The 17,590-nt window shown below is 71.2% G+C and carries 19 protein-coding genes; 7 read left to right on the top strand and 12 right to left on the bottom strand.

Features of this window, described 5'->3' with window-relative positions; translation table 11 throughout:
- Complete coding sequence (locus GXW71_RS19020; RefSeq protein ID WP_211854136.1) at positions 1 to 825, bottom strand: IclR family transcriptional regulator; 825 nt, start codon at positions 823 to 825, stop codon at positions 1 to 3.
- Entirely contained in the window at positions 825 to 1,823 is a 999-nt protein-coding gene (locus GXW71_RS19015) for a Bug family tripartite tricarboxylate transporter substrate binding protein (protein WP_211854135.1), read from the bottom strand. The genes GXW71_RS19020 and GXW71_RS19015 overlap by 1 nt, the downstream gene beginning before the upstream one ends.
- Positions 1,824 to 1,982: 159 nt before the next feature.
- On the opposite strand from GXW71_RS19015, the gene GXW71_RS19010 reads away from it, so the two are divergent.
- From GXW71_RS19010 to GXW71_RS18995, 4 genes are read left to right on the top strand one after another with little or no spacing between them, the layout of a single operon-like run.
- A complete protein-coding gene (locus GXW71_RS19010) occupies positions 1,983 to 3,149 on the top strand; it encodes an acyl-CoA dehydrogenase family protein (protein WP_211854134.1) in 1,167 nt (388 codons plus the stop codon).
- Positions 3,150 to 4,415, top strand: a complete 1,266-nt coding sequence (locus tag GXW71_RS19005) for an acetyl-CoA hydrolase/transferase family protein (RefSeq protein WP_211854133.1) — start codon at positions 3,150 to 3,152, stop codon at positions 4,413 to 4,415.
- Positions 4,415 to 5,644, top strand: coding sequence for a CaiB/BaiF CoA transferase family protein (locus tag GXW71_RS19000; RefSeq protein WP_211854132.1), 1,230 nt, complete (start codon positions 4,415 to 4,417; stop codon positions 5,642 to 5,644). The genes GXW71_RS19005 and GXW71_RS19000 overlap by 1 nt, the downstream gene beginning before the upstream one ends.
- 19 nt (positions 5,645 to 5,663) lie before the next feature.
- The gene (locus tag GXW71_RS18995) at positions 5,664 to 6,806 is read left to right on the top strand and encodes a CaiB/BaiF CoA transferase family protein (protein WP_211854131.1); all 1,143 of its coding nucleotides are present in this window, start codon (positions 5,664 to 5,666) and stop codon (positions 6,804 to 6,806) included.
- A 9-nt stretch (positions 6,807 to 6,815) separates the two neighbouring features.
- Here GXW71_RS18995 and GXW71_RS18990 read toward each other — a convergent pair whose 3' ends face one another.
- Complete coding sequence (locus GXW71_RS18990; RefSeq protein ID WP_367615795.1) at positions 6,816 to 7,283, bottom strand: MgtC/SapB family protein; 468 nt, start codon at positions 7,281 to 7,283, stop codon at positions 6,816 to 6,818.
- Positions 7,284 to 7,503: 220 nt separating this feature from the next.
- Here GXW71_RS18990 and GXW71_RS18985 point away from each other — a divergent pair, with 220 nt between their 5' ends.
- Positions 7,504 to 7,857: a hypothetical protein gene (locus GXW71_RS18985; RefSeq protein WP_211854129.1), complete on the top strand. Its 354-nt coding sequence runs from the start codon at positions 7,504 to 7,506 to the stop codon at positions 7,855 to 7,857.
- 34 nt (positions 7,858 to 7,891) lie between these two features.
- On the opposite strand, the gene GXW71_RS18980 is transcribed toward GXW71_RS18985, so the two are convergent.
- Together GXW71_RS18980 and GXW71_RS18975 are read right to left on the bottom strand one after the other, a co-directional pair.
- Entirely contained in the window at positions 7,892 to 8,422 is a 531-nt protein-coding gene (locus GXW71_RS18980) for a papain-like cysteine protease family protein (RefSeq protein WP_211854128.1), read from the bottom strand.
- Between the two features lie 97 nt (positions 8,423 to 8,519).
- Positions 8,520 to 8,750 (bottom strand): hypothetical protein, encoded by a 231-nt coding sequence (locus GXW71_RS18975; protein ID WP_211854127.1) that lies wholly within the window; start codon positions 8,748 to 8,750, stop codon positions 8,520 to 8,522.
- A gap of 275 nt (positions 8,751 to 9,025) precedes the next feature.
- On the opposite strand from GXW71_RS18975, the gene GXW71_RS18970 reads away from it, so the two are divergent.
- Entirely contained in the window at positions 9,026 to 10,066 is a 1,041-nt protein-coding gene (locus GXW71_RS18970; RefSeq protein ID WP_211854126.1) for an extracellular catalytic domain type 1 short-chain-length polyhydroxyalkanoate depolymerase, read from the top strand.
- A gap of 11 nt (positions 10,067 to 10,077) precedes the next feature.
- On the opposite strand, the gene GXW71_RS18965 is transcribed toward GXW71_RS18970, so the two are convergent.
- The 7 genes from GXW71_RS18965 to GXW71_RS18935 all read right to left on the bottom strand — a co-directional run bounded on the left by GXW71_RS18965 (position 10,078) and on the right by GXW71_RS18935 (position 16,451).
- Positions 10,078 to 10,602: a hypothetical protein gene (locus GXW71_RS18965; RefSeq protein WP_211854125.1), complete on the bottom strand. Its 525-nt coding sequence runs from the start codon at positions 10,600 to 10,602 to the stop codon at positions 10,078 to 10,080.
- The gene (locus GXW71_RS18960; RefSeq protein ID WP_211854124.1) at positions 10,599 to 11,519 is read right to left on the bottom strand and encodes a sigma-70 family RNA polymerase sigma factor; all 921 of its coding nucleotides are present in this window, start codon (positions 11,517 to 11,519) and stop codon (positions 10,599 to 10,601) included. Before GXW71_RS18960 ends, GXW71_RS18965 begins: the two co-directional genes overlap by 4 nt.
- Before the next feature lie 29 nt (positions 11,520 to 11,548).
- Entirely contained in the window at positions 11,549 to 12,172 is a 624-nt protein-coding gene (locus GXW71_RS18955; protein ID WP_211854123.1) for a glutathione S-transferase family protein, read from the bottom strand.
- Between the two features lie 151 nt (positions 12,173 to 12,323).
- Positions 12,324 to 13,364, bottom strand: coding sequence for an NAD/NADP octopine/nopaline dehydrogenase family protein (locus tag GXW71_RS18950; protein ID WP_211854122.1), 1,041 nt, complete (start codon positions 13,362 to 13,364; stop codon positions 12,324 to 12,326).
- A 3-nt stretch (positions 13,365 to 13,367) separates the two neighbouring features.
- Positions 13,368 to 14,450 (bottom strand): Bug family tripartite tricarboxylate transporter substrate binding protein, encoded by a 1,083-nt coding sequence (locus GXW71_RS18945; protein WP_211854121.1) that lies wholly within the window; start codon positions 14,448 to 14,450, stop codon positions 13,368 to 13,370.
- Complete coding sequence (locus GXW71_RS18940; protein WP_211854120.1) at positions 14,443 to 15,414, bottom strand: tripartite tricarboxylate transporter substrate binding protein; 972 nt, start codon at positions 15,412 to 15,414, stop codon at positions 14,443 to 14,445. Before GXW71_RS18940 ends, GXW71_RS18945 begins: the two co-directional genes overlap by 8 nt.
- Before the next feature lie 14 nt (positions 15,415 to 15,428).
- A complete protein-coding gene (locus tag GXW71_RS18935; RefSeq protein ID WP_211854119.1) occupies positions 15,429 to 16,451 on the bottom strand; it encodes a glutamate cyclase domain-containing protein in 1,023 nt (340 codons plus the stop codon).
- A 99-nt stretch (positions 16,452 to 16,550) separates the two neighbouring features.
- Between GXW71_RS18935 and GXW71_RS18930 the strand changes: the two genes are divergently transcribed.
- Positions 16,551 to 17,468 carry a LysR family transcriptional regulator gene (locus GXW71_RS18930; protein WP_211854118.1) on the top strand — a complete coding sequence of 306 codons (918 nt, stop codon included), beginning with the start codon at positions 16,551 to 16,553 and terminating at the stop codon, positions 17,466 to 17,468.
- The last annotated feature ends 122 nt before the right edge of the window (positions 17,469 to 17,590 follow it).

Raw genomic sequence — 17,590 nt, 5'->3', positions numbered from 1 at the left:
TCATTCCTCCTTCTTGTCGCGGCGCGCCGGCCGGTAGCCCATCTGATGCGAGAGCTCGCGGCCGGCGCGGCGCACCTGCCGTGCCAGGCCAGCGAGCTTCGGCTGCGCCCGCACGAGCGGCGCCGCCAGCACGATCGCCGCGGCCACCTCGCCGCGGGCGTCGAACACCGGGGCCGCGATGCCGACCACGCCTTCCGTCGCCTCGCCGAGCGTCACCGCGTAGCCCAGCGCCCGCACCTCGGCGACGATGCGACGGAGGCTGCGGCGATCGGTCACGCTGGTGCGGGTCAGGGGCGTGAGTCGCGCCTTGCCGAGGAATTCCTCGGGCCAGGGCGGTGGCAGATAGGCCAGCATCACGCGCCCGGACGCGGTGCAATGGATCGGCCGGTGATCCCCGACCGAGGCGCTGAAGCGCAGCGCGGTCCGGCTCTCCACCTTCTCGGTATAGACCATCGCGCTGCGATCGGGCGCCAGCACGGAGAGCATCGCGGATTCACCGGTCTCCTCCGCCAGCCGTTCGAGCAGCGGCCGGCCGGCCGCCCCGAGCCCGCCATCCTGCTGGCCCGCCAGGATGGCGCGCGCAAGCCCATAGGCCTCCGGCCCCAGGCACCAGACGCCATTCGCCTGTACCGCGTAGCCCTCCGCGGCCAGTCCCCGCAGCAGCCCCAGCAATGTGGTCTTCGGCGCATCCATCGCCTGGGCAAGTGCGGCGAGCGATGCGCCCTGCGGCGCCCCCGCCAGGCGATCCAGCAATTGCAGCACGCGCGCGACGGACCGCGGCCCGTGGCCGCGATCCAGGATGGCGTTGCCTGCACCGCCATCCATCATTGCGGCTCGACGCCGGCGACGCGCACATGCTCGCCCCAGACCCGGAGCTGCTCGCGCAGATATTGCCCGAACTGCTCCGGCGTCTGGCGGAACGGCAGGAAGCCGAGCTGGCGGAGCCGGTCCACCACGCCCGTCTGCTGCAGCACGGCGTTGATCGCCTGGTTGGCGCGGGCGACGATCGGCACCGGCGTCGCGGCCGGGGCGGAGATGCCGAACCAGACCTTGATGTCATAGCCGGGCACCACGCTCGCCGCCGCAGGCAGGCCCGGCGCCAGCGGCGTCGGGTCCTTGCCCGAATGCGCCAGCGCACGGACGCGCCCGGTCTGGGATTGCGTCACGCCATTCGCCATATCGGTGAAGGTGCAGTCGATGCGCCCGGCCGCGACATCGGTCAGCGCTTCCGCGCCACCGCGATAGGGCACGGCCGTGAGTTGCGCGCCGGCGCCGCGCGCCAGCACCTCCGTCATGATCATGCTGCTGGCATTGCCGTGGCTGTAGGTCAGCCCGCCCGGGCGCTGCCGCGCGCGTTGGAAGAAGCCGCCGAGATCGGTGTCGGGTGCCCCGGGCGGCACCACGAACATGTAGGGCGCCTCGGCCAGCGCGCCGACATGCACGAGGTCGCGCACGGGATCGAAGGGCATCTGCCGGAGCGTGTGCGGATTGATCGAGGCCGCGCTCGTACTGATGACGACGAAGGTATAGCCGTCCGGTACCGCCTGCACCGCGGCCTGGGTGCCGATGATGCCGTTGCCGCCGGCGCGGTTATCGACAACGACGGGACGGCCGAGCTCCTGCGACAGCGGCTCCGACAGCACGCGCGCCAGCACATCGGTCGCACTGCCCGCGGGAAAGGCGACGATCAGGCGGATCGGCCGCATCGGCCAATCGGCGCGCGCCGCACGCCCCGCCAGCAGCAGCGCCGGCGCGGCGAGGGCCGCGCGCCGGGGCAGCGTCCGCAGCCATGTGTTCCCGAACTCACCCTCGTGCCTGGACATGGATTGCCTCCTTACGTGCGGCCTTGGTGCCGTTCGAATATTCGAACATAGGCTTGCAAATACGAACACCGCCGTCAATGCGGAGATTGACAGGCAGCGGTGGATCGGCATGCTGGCCATCGAGGCACAGCCGGCGGACCGGCGACGGAGGAGACGAGGTTGGACTTCTCGCTGACGCCCGAGCAGGCCGATATCCGTGAGCAGATCCTCCGGCTCTGCGCCGGCTTCGGTGACGCGTACTGGCTGCGCAAGGAACGCGAGGCGAGCTTCCCCGAGGAGTTCCACGCGGCGGTGGCCGAGGGCGGCTGGCTCGGCATCGCGATGCCGGAAGCCTATGGCGGCGCCGGCCTCGGCATCACCGAAGCCGCTGTCATGATGCAGGCGGTGGCCGAAAGCGGCGCCTGCATGAGCGGCGCTTCCGCCATCCACATGAACATCTTCGGGCTCAACCCCGTGGTGGTGTTCGGGACGGAGGCGCAGAAGCGGCGCGCCTTGCCGCCCCTGATCGCGGGCCGGGACAAGCCCTGCTTCGCGGTGACCGAACCCGATGTCGGCCTCAACACCACGGAGCTCAAGACGCGCGCCGAGCGGCAGGGCGACCGCTACGTCGTGAACGGCCAGAAGATGTGGATCAGCACGGCGCAGGTCGCCAACAAGATGCTGCTGCTGGCGCGCACCACGCCGCTCGACCAGGTGAAGCGCAAGACCGACGGCCTCTCCCTCTTCTACACCGATCTCGACCGCAGCAAGGTCGAGGTGCGGCTGATCGAGAAGATGGGTCGCCATGCGGTGGATTCGAACATGGTGTTCTTCGACGGGGTGGAAATCCCGGCCGAGGACCGCATCGGCGAGGAAGGCAAGGGCTTCCGCTACATCCTGCATGGCATGAACCCCGAGCGCATCCTGATCGCCGCCGAGGCCGTCGGCATCGGCCGCGCGGCGCTGACGAAGGCGACCGACTACGCCAGGGAACGCCGCGTCTTCGGCCGCGCCATTGGGCAGAACCAAGGCATCCAGCATCCGCTCGCGCGCTGCTGGGCACATCTTCAGGCCGCCGACCTGATGGTGATGAAGGCGGCTTCGCTCTACGACACCGGCCGCGAATGCGGCGCCGAAGCGAATGCCGCCAAATACCTGGCGGCCGAGGCCGGCTTCACCGCCGCCGAGACCGCTGTCATGACGCATGGCGGCATGGGCTATGCCCAGGAATACCATGTCGAGCGCTACCTCCGGGAAAGCCTTATCCCGCGCATCGCACCGGTCAGCCGCGAGCTGATCCTGAGCTTCATCGCCGAGCGTGTGCTCGGCCTGCCGAAGTCCTATTAGGTGCCGCGCCGGCTCGACCCGGCGGCCCCCGATCTCGCTGACCTGGTGCGGCCGGGCGACCACGTCCTATGGGGCCAGGTGACGGGTGAGCCGCCGTCGCTGGTGGAAGCCCTGGTGGCGCAGCGGGCCGCGCTTGGCCCGCTCTCGGTCTTCCTCGGCACCGGCCTCGGGCACGCGCTGCGGCCGGAGCATGCCGACCAGTTCCGCATGCAGGGCCTCGGCGGCCTCGGCACCACGCGCGCGCTCGCGAATGCGGGCGTGCTGGAGGTGCTGCCCCTGCATGGCGGCCAGGTCGGCCGGCTGCTGGCATCCGGCCGCATCCGCTGCGACGTCGCGCTGCTGATGCTGAGCCCGGCAGGGCCGGACGGCACCCACAGCCTCGGCTGCGCGGTCGACTACATGGATGCCGCGATCGGCGCCGCGCGCACCGTGATCGCGGAGGTGAGCCCGCGCATCCCCTTCACCTTTGGCCATGACGCTGTTCCGGCATCACGGCTGGATGCGGTGCTGGAGACCGATCGCGCGCCCTATGCCGCGCCGCCGCCCAGGATCGGTGCCGCCGGCCGCGCCATCGCCCGGCATGTCGCAGCCTTCGTCGCGGATGGCAGCACGATCCAGATCGGCCTCGGCGAATTGCCGGAAGCGATCCTGGATGGGCTGACCCACCACCGCGACCTCGGGCTGCATTCCGGCATTCTCGGCGATGCCGCGATGCGCCTGATCGAATGCGGCGTACTGACCAATGCCCGGAAGCCGATCGATCCAGGATGCAGCGTCACCACCACCCTGATCGGCAGCGAAAGGCTCTATGCTTTCGCGCATCGCAATCCCGCGGTGCTGCTGCGCCCCTGTGGCTATACCCATGCCGATGCAGTGCTCGGGCAATTGCCGAAGCTGGTCGCGGTGAACACCGCGCTCGAGGTCGATCTGACCGGCCAGGTCAATGCCGAGCAGGCGGGCCGGACGATCCTCGGCGGCATCGGCGGCCAAGCGGATTTCGCGCGCGCCGCCTCCCGCTCGCCCGGCGGCTGCTCGATCATTGCCCTGCCCGCCGTGGCCTCGACCGGCGCAAGCCGCATCGTCGCGCGGCTCTCCGGCCCGGTGACCACGCCACGCGCCGATGTCGACCTCGTGGTGACCGAGCATGGCAGCGCCGATCTGCGGGGCTGCGGCTTGACGGAACGCCGCCGGCGCCTCATCGCCATTGCAGCCCCGGCGGCGCGCGAAGGGCTGGAGCGCGCCGCGCGGGAAGAGGGAGCGGGTTGATGCAGGACGCCACGCAGACCAGGGCCAGCCATGGCACGCTCGCGGGCATCCGCGTGCTGGACCTGACCGCGGTGCTGATGGGCCCCTTCTGCACGCAGATCCTGGCCGATCACGGCGCCGAGGTGATCAAGGTGGAAGGGCCGGAGGGCGACACCACGCGGCAACTACCGGTCTCCCCCGCGCCTGGGCTCGGGGCGATGTTCTACAACCTCAACCGCGGCAAGCGCGGCCTGGCGCTGGACCTGAAGCGGGAGGAAGGCCGCGCCGCGCTGCTGCGCCTGGCGGCGCGTGCCGATGTCTTCATCCACGCCATGCGCGCGGATGCCATGGCGCGGCTCGGCCTGACCTATGCCGATCTCGCCGCGGTCAATCCGCGCATCATCTATGCCAATGTCTACGGCTTCTCGCGCCGCGGCCCCTATGCCAAGGGGCCGGCCTATGACGACACCATCCAGGCAATGTCCGGCATGGCGTCGCTGCAGGGGCGGATGCTCGGCACGCCCTCCTATTCCGCGACATTGGTGGCGGACAAGGTCTCCGGCCTCACCGCGCTCTACGCCGTGCTGATGGCGCTGCTGCACCGCGCTCGCACCGGTGAGGGGCAGGAGATCGAGGTCGGCATGTTCGAGACCATGGCCAATTTCGTGCTGACCGACCACATCAACGGCGCGCTCTTTGATCCGCCGAAGGGCGAGCCGGTCTATGGCCGCGCGGCCTCCCCCAACCGCCGCCCCTACCGTACCGCGGATGGCTGGATCGCGATGCTGGTCTACACCGACAAGCAATGGCGCGCCTTCTACGAGGCGGCCGGGCAGCCGGCCTGGATGCGTGACCCGCGCTACGCGACGCTGAAGGACCGCGCGCCGCATGTCAGTGAGGTCTATGGGCATCTCGCGGAGACGCTGCTCGACCGCACGACCGCCGATTGGCTGGCGCGCTGCACCGCGGCGGAGATCCCGGCCGCACCGGTGAACGAGACCGCGGACCTGCTGCGCGACCCGCATCTGGAGGCGGTCGGCTTCTTCATCGAGCAGGAGACCGCCTTCGGCAAGGTGCGTTTCCCGGGCATGCCCGCTTGGTTCTCCCGCACCCCCGGGCAGATCACCGGCCCCGCGCCGGCGCTCGGCCAGGACGGGCGCGCGGTGCTGGCCGAAGCCGGCTTCAGCGAGGCGGAGATCGACGCGCTGGCGGCCTGCGGTGCGCTGATCCTGCCGGCAGACGCCACCTGACGGAATGAATGGAGCGCACATGGGACCGCTGGCGGGAATCAAGATACTCGAGCTGGCCGGGATCGGCCCTGGACCCTTCTGTGCCATGCTGCTCGCCGATCTCGGCGCGACGGTGCTGCGCATCGACCGTCCCGAGCCACCGGAGCTCGGTATCCCGCGGCCGCTGCAATACAACCCCGTGCTTCGCGGGCGCCGGGCCATCGCGCTCGATCTGAAACGACCGGAGGCGCGCGATCTCACGCTGCGCCTGGTGGCGCGATCGGATGCGTTGATCGAAGGCTTCCGACCCGGCGTCACCGAGCGGCTTGGCCTCGGCCCCGATGACTGCCTCGCGCGCAATCCGCGGCTGATCTACGGCCGCATGACCGGCTGGGGGCAGCAGGGCCCGCTCGCGCCGGCGGCGGGGCACGACCTCAACTACATCGCGCTGACCGGGGCGCTCGCCAGCATCGGCCGCGCCGGTCAGGCGCCGGCGCCGCCGCTCAACCTGGTCGGCGACTATGCCGGCGGCGCGCTCTACCTCGCCCTCGGCATCCTGGCCGCGATCATCGCAGCGCGCGGCTCCGGCCAGGGCCAGGTGGTCGATGCCGCCATCGTCGACGGCACCGCGCATCTGATGACCGGCTTCCACGGCCTGCTCGCGGCCGGAATGCTGAACCCGGAGCGCGGCACCAACCTGCTCGATTCCGGCGCCCCCTTCTATGATTGCTACGCCTGCGCCGATGGGCGCTGGATCTCCGTGGCGCCGATCGAAGGCCGCTTCCATGGCGAGTTGCTGCGGATCCTCGGCATCGACGCGGCGGAATTTCCACCCCAGCCGGACCGGGCGCGGTGGCCGGAGGCACGGGCGCGGCTCGCCGCCATCTTCCTGACCCGCACGCGCGATGCCTGGTGCGCGCTGCTCGAGGGCACCGATGCCTGCGTCGCGCCGGTGCTCACCATGGAGGAGGCGACGCGGCATCCGCATATGCGCGCGCGCGGCACCTATATCGAGGTGGATGGCGTGGTGCAGCCCGCCCCCGCGCCCCGCTTCAGCCGTACCGTGCCGGACATCCCGAGCCCCCCGCAGGCCGCCGATCCCGCGGAGGCGGAAGCGGTGCTGGAGGGCTGGCTGGAGGCCGAGGAGATCGCGCGGCTCCGCGCCGCAGGGGCCTTCGGCTGAGGATCTGCCCTATTCCTTCCTGGTCTTGCTGCTGCCCGGGATCAGGCGCTCCATCACGCGCACCACGCTCAGCATCAGGATGCCGAGGCCGGTCGCGATCGCGGTCAGCTTGTACTGACCGGCCCCCGCCGCGATTCCGATGGCGGTCGCGAGCGTGATGCTCGCGGCGCTCGTCACGTTGTGGACGTCGCCATGCCGCGCGAAGACGAGCCCGGCACCGATGAAGCCGATCGCCTGGAAGATGCCCTGGGCGACACGGAGCGGATCCGCATCGCCGTGTCCTGTCCGCACCGCCGCATAGAGGAGGAGACCGGACACCATCACGGCGGCAGCGCTCAGCGCGATCAGCCCATGCGTCCGGATGCCGGCGGCGAGGCCGCGCATCTCCCGGTCCAGGCCGAGCGCCATGCCGAGCAGCGCCGCCGTGCCAAGGCGCAGGAATATCCCGAGATCCGAGATCGCATGGGGATCGACCACCGAGTCCACTCTTCCTCCCATCCCTCGCCAGGAGCGGATCGGGGGATCGCGACGCCAGCGCCGCCCCGGCCGGTAACATTCTCCTGGGTGTTTGATCGCCTTCCGAGGCAACCACGGAACCTCGCCGCGGTTGCACGGCTTGTCATCGCGATGCCTGCCGATCGGCGCCCCGGATGCGGTCCGGTCTGCCGCGGGGGTCGGAAGGCTGCAGGAGGTCGGCATGTTCGCGCTGCTGCTGAAGTGGGATCTCGCCGGGAAGCCGCCGGAGCTGCTCGGTGAACTCCGGCGCTACATCACCGAGGAATCCTGGGACCATTACCGGTCGATCGATGGGCTGTTCCAGAAGGTCTGGCTCTCGAGGATCGACCCTGATGGCTTCGCGGCCTTCTATCTCTGGACGAGCGCCGAAGCGCGTGAGCGCGAGATCAGGCGGATGCACCGCGTCAAGCAGATCATCGGCGTCGATGCCAGCGTCGAGGCCTGGGATGTCGAGGCTGCGCAGGAAGGGCGCCACGGCCCGATCGATCTGACCTCCATCGGCAAGGCCTGGCCGGCCCCTGCCGCGCCCATCTGAGCTGGCTGTCGGAGCTCTGGATCAAGCCCCTCGGTCAGGCGATCTGGCGCACCATGTAGCTGAGTTCCGGTGCGTCGCGGCGGAGCAGCGGCCAGCCCGGGGCGAGGCGCCCGGTGAAGGTCGCGATCGCCGCCTCGCTGCGCGGTGCGTTCTCCGGGTCGTGGTAGATCACGTTGCCGCCGCGGACGCCGATGATCACCGAGGCATGGCCATAGGTGCTGCCATTGGCGGTCTTGAGCCAGCCGAAGAAGAAGGGCCCGAAGCGCTTCAACGCCGCCGCGAGCGCTACCTCGGTCGCGGGCATGCCGCCGGCGAGCTCGGTCAGGTGCTCGTTGCGCTTGAAGACCGGGAGCCAGCCGCCGGTGATGTTCCAGTGCCCGATGGCATGGCTGCCATCCGGCTGCACGATCGGACGGGAATAGAGCTCGGGCACGCCGAGCCGCGGCCCAGCCTCATAGGAGAACCCGATCATGCAGGCGCTGGCGTACCAGCAGCCCGTCGGGTCGTTCAGGTTGGCGTTGCCGCCGATACCAAGCTGGGTGACGAAGGGAACGTCGAGATACATGGATCGCCTCGCCGCTATCGCCGGAGGAGGCTAACCTATTATCGTTCCGAATACGAGTCATACTGCACGGCAAATCAGCGCCCGGCGGTCGTTGCGGTCAGGAGATCGCGCCGAAAGCCCACATGCCCAGGACCATCAGAATGATCCCGATCCCGAATGCAACAACCACACGGTCGAACCACGACATGCGCCAATTGCCGGTTGGCGCCCAACGGGGCGCATAAGCGAAAGCCGGGTTCTCCGATTTGCCACGCTCCATCCGGGGCCTGAAGCTCCGGTTCGCCTCGCGGCTGCGCGCATCCCCAAGATCGTCGTCATCGCTGACCATGATCACCCTCTCGCCGGGCCGGAAGGCAGAGCAGGACAGCAGGGCCGGCCCCGCGACCCTAGGACGGCGGAAGACTGGGTGCCAGGCTTCGGGCGCTCGTCCGGAGAAGCCCGCCAGACCCCGCCTCGCTTTCCGTGCGGCGCCGAAGGCGCTCCGCAATCACATCCGCTTCGCCGGGGCTATCGCCTCCGCCGCCGTCTTCATGCATTCCAGATGGGAACCAGGGGGACGGGCGCCGCGTCGGCAGCCCGCCAGCACGGATCGAAGGCGTGGACATGGACAGCATGCGTCCCGGCAGCGCGCGCCTCGCCCGGCTCAGCCTGCTGGCGGGGACGGTGGCGCGCGGATGGATCGGCCGGCTCCGGCTCGGTGGCCTGCGGATCGGCGGCCCTCCCGGGCCCACGCCATCGGAGGGCACGCTGCCCGACGGCGCCCGCATCCTGTCGGAGAGCCACGGCAGCGGCGCCGGACACCGCGACTACAAGCTCTATATCCCCAGCCGCGGCCACGGCCGACGGATGCCGCTGATCGTCATGCTGCATGGCTGCACGCAATCGCCCGACGACTTCGCCGCCGGCACGCGGATGAACGCCTTCGCGGAGCAGCTCGCCTGCCTGGTCGCCTATCCCGCGCAGAGCCAGGCCGCCAATGCCCAGAAATGCTGGAACTGGTACAGCCCGTCGGACCAGCGGCGGGACCAGGGGGAAGCCGGGTTGATCGCGGGGATCACGCGGCAGATCATCCGCGACCATGCGGTGGATCCGCGCCGGGTCTATGTCGCGGGGCTGTCCGCGGGCGGCGCGGCGGCGGCCATCATGGGCAATGCCTACCCCGATCTCTACGCCGCGATCGGCGTGCATTCCGGCCTCGCCTGCGGCGCCGCCCACGACCTGGGCTCGGCCCTCGCCGCCATGCGCCGGGGCGCGCCGGTGCCGCGCCGCGTCTACGCCCCGGTGCCCGCCGAAGGCCGGCGCATCCTGCCCACCATCGTCTTCCATGCCGACCGGGACCGTGTCGTGCATCCGCGCAATGGCGATCAGGTCATCATCCAGGCGGGCGCGGCCGATGCCCGCATGGCCGCCGGCCTCCGCGTCGAAGTGCAGCGCGGGCGGGCCCCGGACGGCGGGCATGCCTTCACCCGCACCACCCATCTGGATGCAGCCGGACGGCCGGTGTTCGAGCAATGGGTCGTCCATGGCGGCGGGCACGCCTGGTCCGGCGGCAGCAGTGCCGGCACCTTCACCGATCCGCTGGGTCCGGACGCCTCGCGGGAGATGCTGCGCTTCTTCCTGCAGCACCGCTCTCCGGCGGCCTGACACGCGACGGGTCAGGCGCGGCGGCGCCGGGCTTCGAAGGCCTGCTGCAGCCGCCAGGCGCCATCCTTCCAGGCCTCGTTGCGCCAGGTGAAGGCGTCGGCAGCGATGTCGGCGAAGGACCAGCGCATGCGCGGCGACGTGCCTTCCACGGTCTCCAGCACGACCTGGTCCCCGGCGCGGTGCGCGATGAAGCTCCGCACCACGCGGTGCATCGGCCCGATCCAGGTCGATTGCCAGGCATCGATCGCCGGGTCGAAGAAGCGCAGGCTCGTGCCGTATTCGTAGAGATCCGATGCCGCGACGCGCGCACGCCGCGGCGGCACGATCCAGACATCCTGGATCGCCCGCCCCTCGAGGATCCAGGCGAAGTGCCATTCGCCATCCTGGCGGCGGCTCAACGCCCCGCTGGCGTCGAACCAGGACACGACCAGGTCCCAGCTGCCGATGAAAGGGGCGAAGATCCGGCTCTCGGGCGGCAGCGCCGCATGCGGCCCCTCGCTGATAAGGGCAGCGGCGAAGGAATCGGGCTCGGTCATGGCGACCTCTCGGGCTCAGGCTCCGCGAGGAGGATGATATCCGCCGCGGGCATCATCCAGGGACAGGGATAATAGTCGCTGATCCCGTCGATGATCCCGTCACGTGCCTGGATGCGCACCGGGTAGGCCGGTTCCCAGCCATCCCGCCCCGGCTTGAGCACGATCACGACGGGCTCGCCGTCGATCGCGCCGACCGCCAGCCGCCAGGCCATCCCCAGCTTCGCGTATTCGGAGAAATAGGGCGAGTCCGCCAGCCGGCCCTTGAAGCAATCCGCGACCCGCAACTGCGCGTCGGCGCTGATCAAGGCCCTGACGCCGTCCCAGTCGCGGCGGTTGAACAGCGCGACATAGTGGCGGAGCAGCTTCTCCAGATCAGGATCACGCCGGATTTCGGGAACGGCGGCTGGCTCCGCCGGCAGCGCGGCCAGCTTCGCGCGGCCGCGGCTCAGCGCCGCCTTGACGCCCCCCGCCGTCGAGCCAACGAGGTCCGCGATCTCCTCGAGCGAATGATCGAACACATCCTTGAGCAGCACGGAAGCGCGCTCCTTGGGCGGCAGGTGGACGACCAGCCGCTCGATGGCGTGGCCGGCGCCCGCCGGCTCGACCGGCAGCGCGACATCCTCCTCCGCATAGGCCATCTCTGCACGCTCGCGCGCGGCACGCTTCCGCAGCATGTCGATGCAGCGGTTATGGGCGATGCGGAACAGCCAGGCGCGGAGCGCGCCTGGATCCTCCAGCGCCTCGATCTTCCGATAGGCTTCGAAGAGCGCTTCCTGCATCGCGTCCTCGCCGTCGAGCGCCGAGCCCGTCATGCGCGCGCAATAGTGGTGCAGACGCGTGCGCAGATGCGACACTGTTTCCAGGAAGGCCTTGTAGCGCAGGTCGAAGATCCCCGTCGGATCGGGTCGCGGCTGCATCCTTCCCCTCAGCGGTCCGCCGCCGCGGCTCATGCCGGCGGCACCGTCGCCAGGAAGCTGGGACGTTGGGCGTGCCGCTGGAAATAGGCGGTCAGCGCCCTGGCATCCGCCATCGCCTGGCGCCCTTCGGGATATCGCTGAATCCCGGCCAGGATCGGCATCACATTGATGTCGGCGAAGGTGAAGCGGCCACCCACCAGATACCCCGTCGCCGCAACGGCCTGATCGAGCACCGCGACCTGGCGCTGGAGCGCAGGGAGCGCCGCGTCGATGATCCGGCGATCAGGCTCGCCGCCCGTCCCCTTGGGAAAGACGTAGCTGAGCACGTATTCGCGGATCATGGTCCGGTCGATCACCGTGTTGGTCATCGACACCCATTGCTCCACCCGCGCCGCCGGCAGCGGCTCGGCCGGCAGCAACGGGTTCCCGGGGAAGACCTTGTCGAGATAGGTCGCGATCGCCTTGCTCTCGCAGAGCTCGACATCGCCGTGCCGCAGCACGGGGATCTTCCCGAAGGGGTGGATGGCCAGCACCTCCGGCGTCTGCGGCAGGGCCGGCGTCAACGCATAGGCGATCCCCTTCTCCTCGCAGGCCATGCGGATCACCCGCACATAGTTGGAGATCGGGATGCCGATGATCTCGATCCGGGTCATGTCAGCCCTCCATCGGGTTTCGCGGGCCGCGGCGGATCCCGGCCCTACCGACGTCAGAGACGGATGGGCGATGACAAAAGATACGCGGGATGCCAGGCCTTCCGCGGCAGGGCGGGTGTGGTCGTCAGCCGCCCCGCCTCCGGCGGCGGCGTCACCCCTGGATGCCGAGCGCCGCGGGGTCGGCCCGGTCCAGTCCGAGCGCGCCGACCAGCCAGTTCGGCGCCCGCAGATCCTGCCTCACAGCGGCCCCGAGCAGGGTGAGCGCCCCCGACAGCGCCGGCGTCGCCACGTCAGCCGCGCGGCCCAGCGCTTCGAGGAAGGCGAGGCCGAAGGGCATGTCCTCCTCGACATAGCGGTGGCGCAGCGTGGTCGGGCCGTTGGGGCCGAGGCCACGCGCCTCCATCGCCGCCACCGTCACCGCGAGCGGCCCGAGCGGCACATGGTAGGAGAGGTGGTAATGCGTCTCGATCGAGCGCACCGGGACGCCGAAGGCGGCCGCGATCGCCATCCGCTCGGCATCCAGGGCGGTGCAGATCGCGGCGACGCTCTCGGTGAAGCAGCCAAAGAGCGGCCAGGCCTCCTGCCGGTCGATGCGGGACAGGTTGCCCATCACCTGCACGGCATGGGCGATCGGGTTGACGTTGGAGAGCGCGCTCGCCAGCACGCCACCGGCCGCGAGGTCGAAGCGGTCGCCGAACAGCGCGCCGCAGAGCGCGAGCGCCGCCGCGGGATCGGCCGGGGGCAGCGGCGCGATGTCGAAGCGCGCGCGGATGGTGCCGACGCGCACCGCATCGCCATCGAGAAGCGAGGCGGTGGCGAGCGTCGTGCCCCAGGCGATGACCGGAACACCCGCCGCCACCCGCCGCGCCAGCCAGAGCGGCGCGAGCGAGAGCGCGCCCCCAAAGACGATGCTCGTCCCCGGCCGCGCCAGCCGCACGAGGGCCGGCAGCACATCGCCATAGGCGGTTGCGGGTATCGCGAGGACCACCGCTTCCGCATCACCAATCGCGTCCATGCCCTCGGCGAAGGGGATCACGATGCTGGCCTCCAGCGCGCCCTGGAAGCGCAGCGGCAGCGCGCGTTCGGGCGCCGCGCCGCGCGGCCGGACCAGGCGCACCGCATGGCCTTGTCCGGCGAGCACGCCGGCGGTGGCGCGCCCGACCGGACCGCTGCCGAGAACTGCGACCTGCATGGCTCAATGCATCCTGATGTGGCGAGTGCGGATGACCTCGCTCCAGCGCGCATTCTCCTCGCGCACATGGGCGGCGAGCGCCTCCGCGCCCTCGGCGCGGACCGAGATGCCGCGCCCGGCCATGTCTTCCCGGAAGCCCGGCCGGTCGAGCACCGCCATGGCGGCGCCGGCAATTCGGGCGATGATCGGCGCCGGCGTCGCCCGCGGCACGAAGAGGCCGTAGGAGGTGATGGTGACGTAGCGGGGCAAGCCGGTCTCCTCGATGGTCGGCAGCTCGGGCAGGCTCGGGAAGCGGCGCGACCCGGTGGTGCCGATCATGCCGACCTGCCCGCCATCGGCCAACGGCTTGGCGACCGTCGGATCGAGGAAGGCCATGGTCACCTCCCCCGCCGCCAACGCCTGCGCCGCCGGCCCACCGCCGCGATAGGGCACATGGGTCAGCGAAATGCCGGCCAGCGCCATCAGCAGCTCGGCGGCCATGTGGCTGGTCACGCCGATGCCGCCACTGGCGAAGGTCAGCGCCTCCGGCCGCGCCCGCGCTTCGGCCAGAAGCGCGGCGAGGCTCGCCGGCCCGCCGCGCTTCACCGCCAGCACCAGCGGCGTCTCGGCCAGCAGGGCGACCGGCGCGAAGGCCTCGTCATGCGCATAGGGCAGCGACGGCAACAGGTAGGGCGCGATCGCGAAGGTGCTGTTGGTCGCCATCAGCACGGTGTGGCCATCGGGTGCGGCGCGCGCGACCGAGGCATGGCCGATGGTGCCGCTGGCGCCCGGACGGTTGTCGACGATGACGGGCTGGCCCAGCGCCTCCCCCACCGGTACCGCGACCAGCCGCGCCAGCACATCGGTGCTGCCGCCCGGCGCCCAGGGCACGATCAGGCGCAGCGGACGATCGGGGTAGGATTGCGCCCGGGCGCGGCCGCCCGCGAGCGCGGCGGCGGTGCCCAGCAGGACACGGCGGGCAATACCAACGGCACGAGCATTTGACTCGTGCCGAGCGCCCGAATGGGAGCCGCCGGTAGTCCGGCGAAGCCAAGCGGGCCGGATGGCCCGCGCCCGGCGATTGAGGCTCGATATAAGCTCAGCCATCGCTGCGGATCCCCAGCTCGCGAACCAGGGCGCCGAATTGCAGCGCCTCGCCTTCCATCAAGGCGCGCAGCTCCTCCGGCGGGCCGCCGGCAGCCTCCGCGCCGAGTGTCGCGAGGCGGTCGCGCACCTCGGCCTCCCCCAGGGCGCGCGCGGCCCCCGCGTTCAGGCGCGCCACCACACCGGCCGGCGTGCCACGCGGCGCCAGCAGCGCGGACCAGGAGAAGGCCGCATAGCCCGGGATGCCGGCCGCCTCCGCGATGGTCGGCACCTCCTGCCGGCCCGCGTAGCGCTGCGGTCCGCCGAAGGCGAGCAGTGCAAGGCGCCCCGCCTCCACATGCGGGCGCACCGCGGCATAGGTGTCGAGGGTGAAGGCGACGCGGCCGGCGATCAGGTCGGCATGGGCGGCGGCGCTGCCGCGATAGGGCACATGCAGCATCTGCAGCCCGGCGCGGCGCGCGAACCATTCGAGGAAGACATGCACGTTGCTGCCCGCACCGGGCGAGGCATAGGCGTAGTCGCCGGGTCGGGCGCGGATCCGCGCGATGAGGTCCGCCAGGCTCGTCACGCCGGGGGCCGGTGCCGCGACCAGCGCGAGCTCCGTGCGCGCGGCCAGCATCACCGGGGCGAAATCGGCGACGGGGTCGAAGGGCAGCGCCGGCATCACCGCCTTGTTGATGACGTGCGAGCTGACCACCATGCCGAGCGTATGGCCGTCGGGGGCGGCACGCGCCACCGCCTCCGCACCCAGCACGCCGTTGGCGCCAGCGCGGTTCTCGACCACCACCGGCTGGCCGAGGCGCGGTGTCATGCGCTGCGCCAGCAGCCGCGCCGTGATGTCGGCGCCGCCGCCGGCCGCATAGGGGACGATGATGGTGACCGGCCGCGTCGGAAAGGCCTGGGCCCGCGCCGCCGTCGCTGGCAGCCCAGCGGCCAGGGCGAGCAGTCCGCGCCGCGGGATGCGCATCGTCCCCCTGCCCGTCAATGCGCCGGCCCGCGATCGGGGGCGGCGAGGTTAAGCCGCACCATCTCGGCCAGGATCTGGACCATGGACATGGAGGTCTCGCCGACCATGCCGTCCACCAGGAAGCGCGTCGTGCAGTAGCGCGCCTCCCACCCACCGGCGTCGAGGCAGGCGCGGATGATCCGGCCTTCCATCTCCGGCGTGTGCAGCACCTCCGGATCGCGCAGCAGGAAGGCGAGCACCGCCGCGAGCCCGATGCAGCCCCAGTTGGAGACGGAGGTCGGCAGCAGGATATCGGTCGCGACCGTGGTGCAGGCGCCGCCATGCGCGTGCGGCGAGCGGTTGCGGCCATAGGGGTGGAAATCGGCGAGGAAGTCGAAGATCCGCCCGAAGCCGATCTCGTTGCCGTTGTCGCCGATGCCGATGCTGAGCACCCCGGCCTCGGCGCAGGCCGCGAAGAGCGGCGCGAGGTCGACCGCCGTCTCCGGCCGGTAGCCGGTGGAATACTGCACAACGCCGCGCTCGTTCGGCCCCAGCCGCTCGACGGCGATGATCGCCTTCGGGCGCAGCCGCGCGATCAGCTCGCGCGCCCAGTCGCGGACCGCCGCCTGGTCGGTCGGCGCATCGAAGCGCGCGGCGCCGAAGCGTCGCTCCCGCACCAGGTCCCAGTCGCGCACCATGATGCCCGCCGCCTGGGAGGACGCCACGACCGGCGGGGCGTGATGCGCCTCCTGCACGAAGACCGGCACCGCCTTCAACCCCCAGAACAGGGCGCGGGCGAGCACGGCGACGCCGGGTGGGCCGTCGCTTTCGCCGTTCGGCATCTCCGGCGGGTAGCCGGCGCCGCAGACCAGCAGCACGGGATCGCCGGGGCGGACCGCGGCGACCAGCGCCTCCGCCGCGCGGGCGGTCAGCGGGCGGCCGCCGCCCTCCGCGCGCGCAGCCTGGTAGATGCCGGGGATGATGCCGTGGTTCATGGCGCGGTTGCGCAGCTCCACGGTGATCAGGCGGTCCACGGCGTCGCCGATGATGTCGGGCATGCGGTTCCTCATGCAGTCGCCGCATGATCCTTGCGCCACGTGCTGCGCGTCCAATAGGTTCGCCGGCTGCTCATATGCATTTTATGGATAAGCCCGCGCATGGACCGGCTGCTCAACCCCCGGCAGCTCCAGGCCTTTCGCACGGTGATGCGGACCGGGACCGTCACCGCGGCGGCGGAGCAGCTCGGCCGCTCCCAGCCGGCGGTCAGCCGCCTCATCGCGGAGTTCGAGGCCGAGCTCGGCATGGCGCTGTTCGAACGCCGCGGCCGCGCACTGCTGCCCAACGAGGCGGCGCGCCTGCTGCTGCACGAGGTCGACCGGCATCAGGCCTCGGCGGAGCGCCTGCGCGACGCGGCCCGGGCGCTCCGCGAATTCCGCGCCGGCCGGCTGCATGTCGCGGCCATGCCGGCGCTGGCGGCGGGCTTCCTCGGGCCGGTCATGCGCCGCTTCCTGGCCGCGCGGCCGGATGTGTCGGTCATCGTCGACACCGGCTCCTCGGCCGAGATCTGCCAGGCGGTGGCGGCGCGGCAGACCGATCTCGGCCTCGCCACCCCGCCGGGACCCTTGCCCGGGGTCGCCATCGCGCCGCTGCCGGCGACCGATATCGTCTGCGCCTGCCCGGCCGACCATCCGCTGGCGCGGCGGCGGGCGGTGACGCCGTCCGACCTGCAGGGTGCCGACTTCATCCTGCCTGGCGGCGCCAGCCCGCTGCGCCAGGCGATCGAGGCCATGTTCGCGACCCAGGCGGTGCGGCCGCGGATCCGGCTGGAAGTGCTCTACTCCGCGACCGCCCTCGCCTATGTCGGCGAAGGGCTGGGCGTCGCGCTGATCGACCCTTTCGCCGCGCATCAGCCGCGCCCGGGCATCGTGCTGCGGCGCTTCGCGCCCCCCATCCGCTTCACCTTCGCCGCGCTGACGCCCGAGCAGGGCGCGGGCGGCGTGCTGGCGGCCTTGTTCGCGGCGCAGCTCGCCGAGGCGGTGCGCCGCATGCGCCGGCCCCCGCTCGGGCGCGGCTGAGAGACCGTTTACCAATTCTTCCAGGCTCGCATGTTCCCTTGCCCAATTAAGGACCGCGACCGGGTGCCGCGCCTGGAGTGTACGGATGTATACCCTTGCTTATGTCGAGCGTGCGGAGCGTG

This window comes from Plastoroseomonas hellenica (genome assembly GCF_018129085.1).
GTDB classification, from domain to species: domain Bacteria; phylum Pseudomonadota; class Alphaproteobacteria; order Acetobacterales; family Acetobacteraceae; genus Plastoroseomonas; species Plastoroseomonas hellenica.
The sequence above is the reverse complement of the archived record's forward strand: the minus strand, read 5'-3'. Positions and strand labels throughout refer to the sequence as shown.

Bases quoted from the DNA above. Each gene is read 5' to 3' on its own strand.
- GXW71_RS18935 (WP_211854119.1), bottom strand. From the start codon at position 16,451: ATGCCCGACATCATCGGCGACGCCGTGGACCGCCTGATCACCGTGGAG.
- GXW71_RS19000 (WP_211854132.1), top strand. From the start codon at position 4,415: ATGCAGGACGCCACGCAGACCAGGGCCAGCCATGGCACGCTCGCGGGC.
- GXW71_RS18945 (WP_211854121.1), bottom strand. From the start codon at position 14,450: ATGGCTGAGCTTATATCGAGCCTCAATCGCCGGGCGCGGGCCATCCGG.
- GXW71_RS19020 (WP_211854136.1), bottom strand. From the start codon at position 825: ATGGATGGCGGTGCAGGCAACGCCATCCTGGATCGCGGCCACGGGCCG.
- GXW71_RS18980 (WP_211854128.1), bottom strand. From the start codon at position 8,422: ATGTATCTCGACGTTCCCTTCGTCACCCAGCTTGGTATCGGCGGCAAC.
- GXW71_RS18950 (WP_211854122.1), bottom strand. From the start codon at position 13,364: ATGCAGGTCGCAGTTCTCGGCAGCGGTCCGGTCGGGCGCGCCACCGCC.
- GXW71_RS18970 (WP_211854126.1), top strand. From the start codon at position 9,026: ATGGACAGCATGCGTCCCGGCAGCGCGCGCCTCGCCCGGCTCAGCCTG.
- GXW71_RS18975 (WP_211854127.1), bottom strand. From the start codon at position 8,750: ATGGTCAGCGATGACGACGATCTTGGGGATGCGCGCAGCCGCGAGGCG.
- GXW71_RS18930 (WP_211854118.1), top strand. From the start codon at position 16,551: ATGGACCGGCTGCTCAACCCCCGGCAGCTCCAGGCCTTTCGCACGGTG.
- GXW71_RS18960 (WP_211854124.1), bottom strand. From the start codon at position 11,519: ATGCAGCCGCGACCCGATCCGACGGGGATCTTCGACCTGCGCTACAAG.
- GXW71_RS18985 (WP_211854129.1), top strand. From the start codon at position 7,504: ATGTTCGCGCTGCTGCTGAAGTGGGATCTCGCCGGGAAGCCGCCGGAG.
- GXW71_RS18965 (WP_211854125.1), bottom strand. From the start codon at position 10,602: ATGACCGAGCCCGATTCCTTCGCCGCTGCCCTTATCAGCGAGGGGCCG.
- GXW71_RS18940 (WP_211854120.1), bottom strand. From the start codon at position 15,414: ATGCGCATCCCGCGGCGCGGACTGCTCGCCCTGGCCGCTGGGCTGCCA.
- GXW71_RS18995 (WP_211854131.1), top strand. From the start codon at position 5,664: ATGGGACCGCTGGCGGGAATCAAGATACTCGAGCTGGCCGGGATCGGC.
- GXW71_RS19015 (WP_211854135.1), bottom strand. From the start codon at position 1,823: ATGTCCAGGCACGAGGGTGAGTTCGGGAACACATGGCTGCGGACGCTG.
- GXW71_RS18955 (WP_211854123.1), bottom strand. From the start codon at position 12,172: ATGACCCGGATCGAGATCATCGGCATCCCGATCTCCAACTATGTGCGG.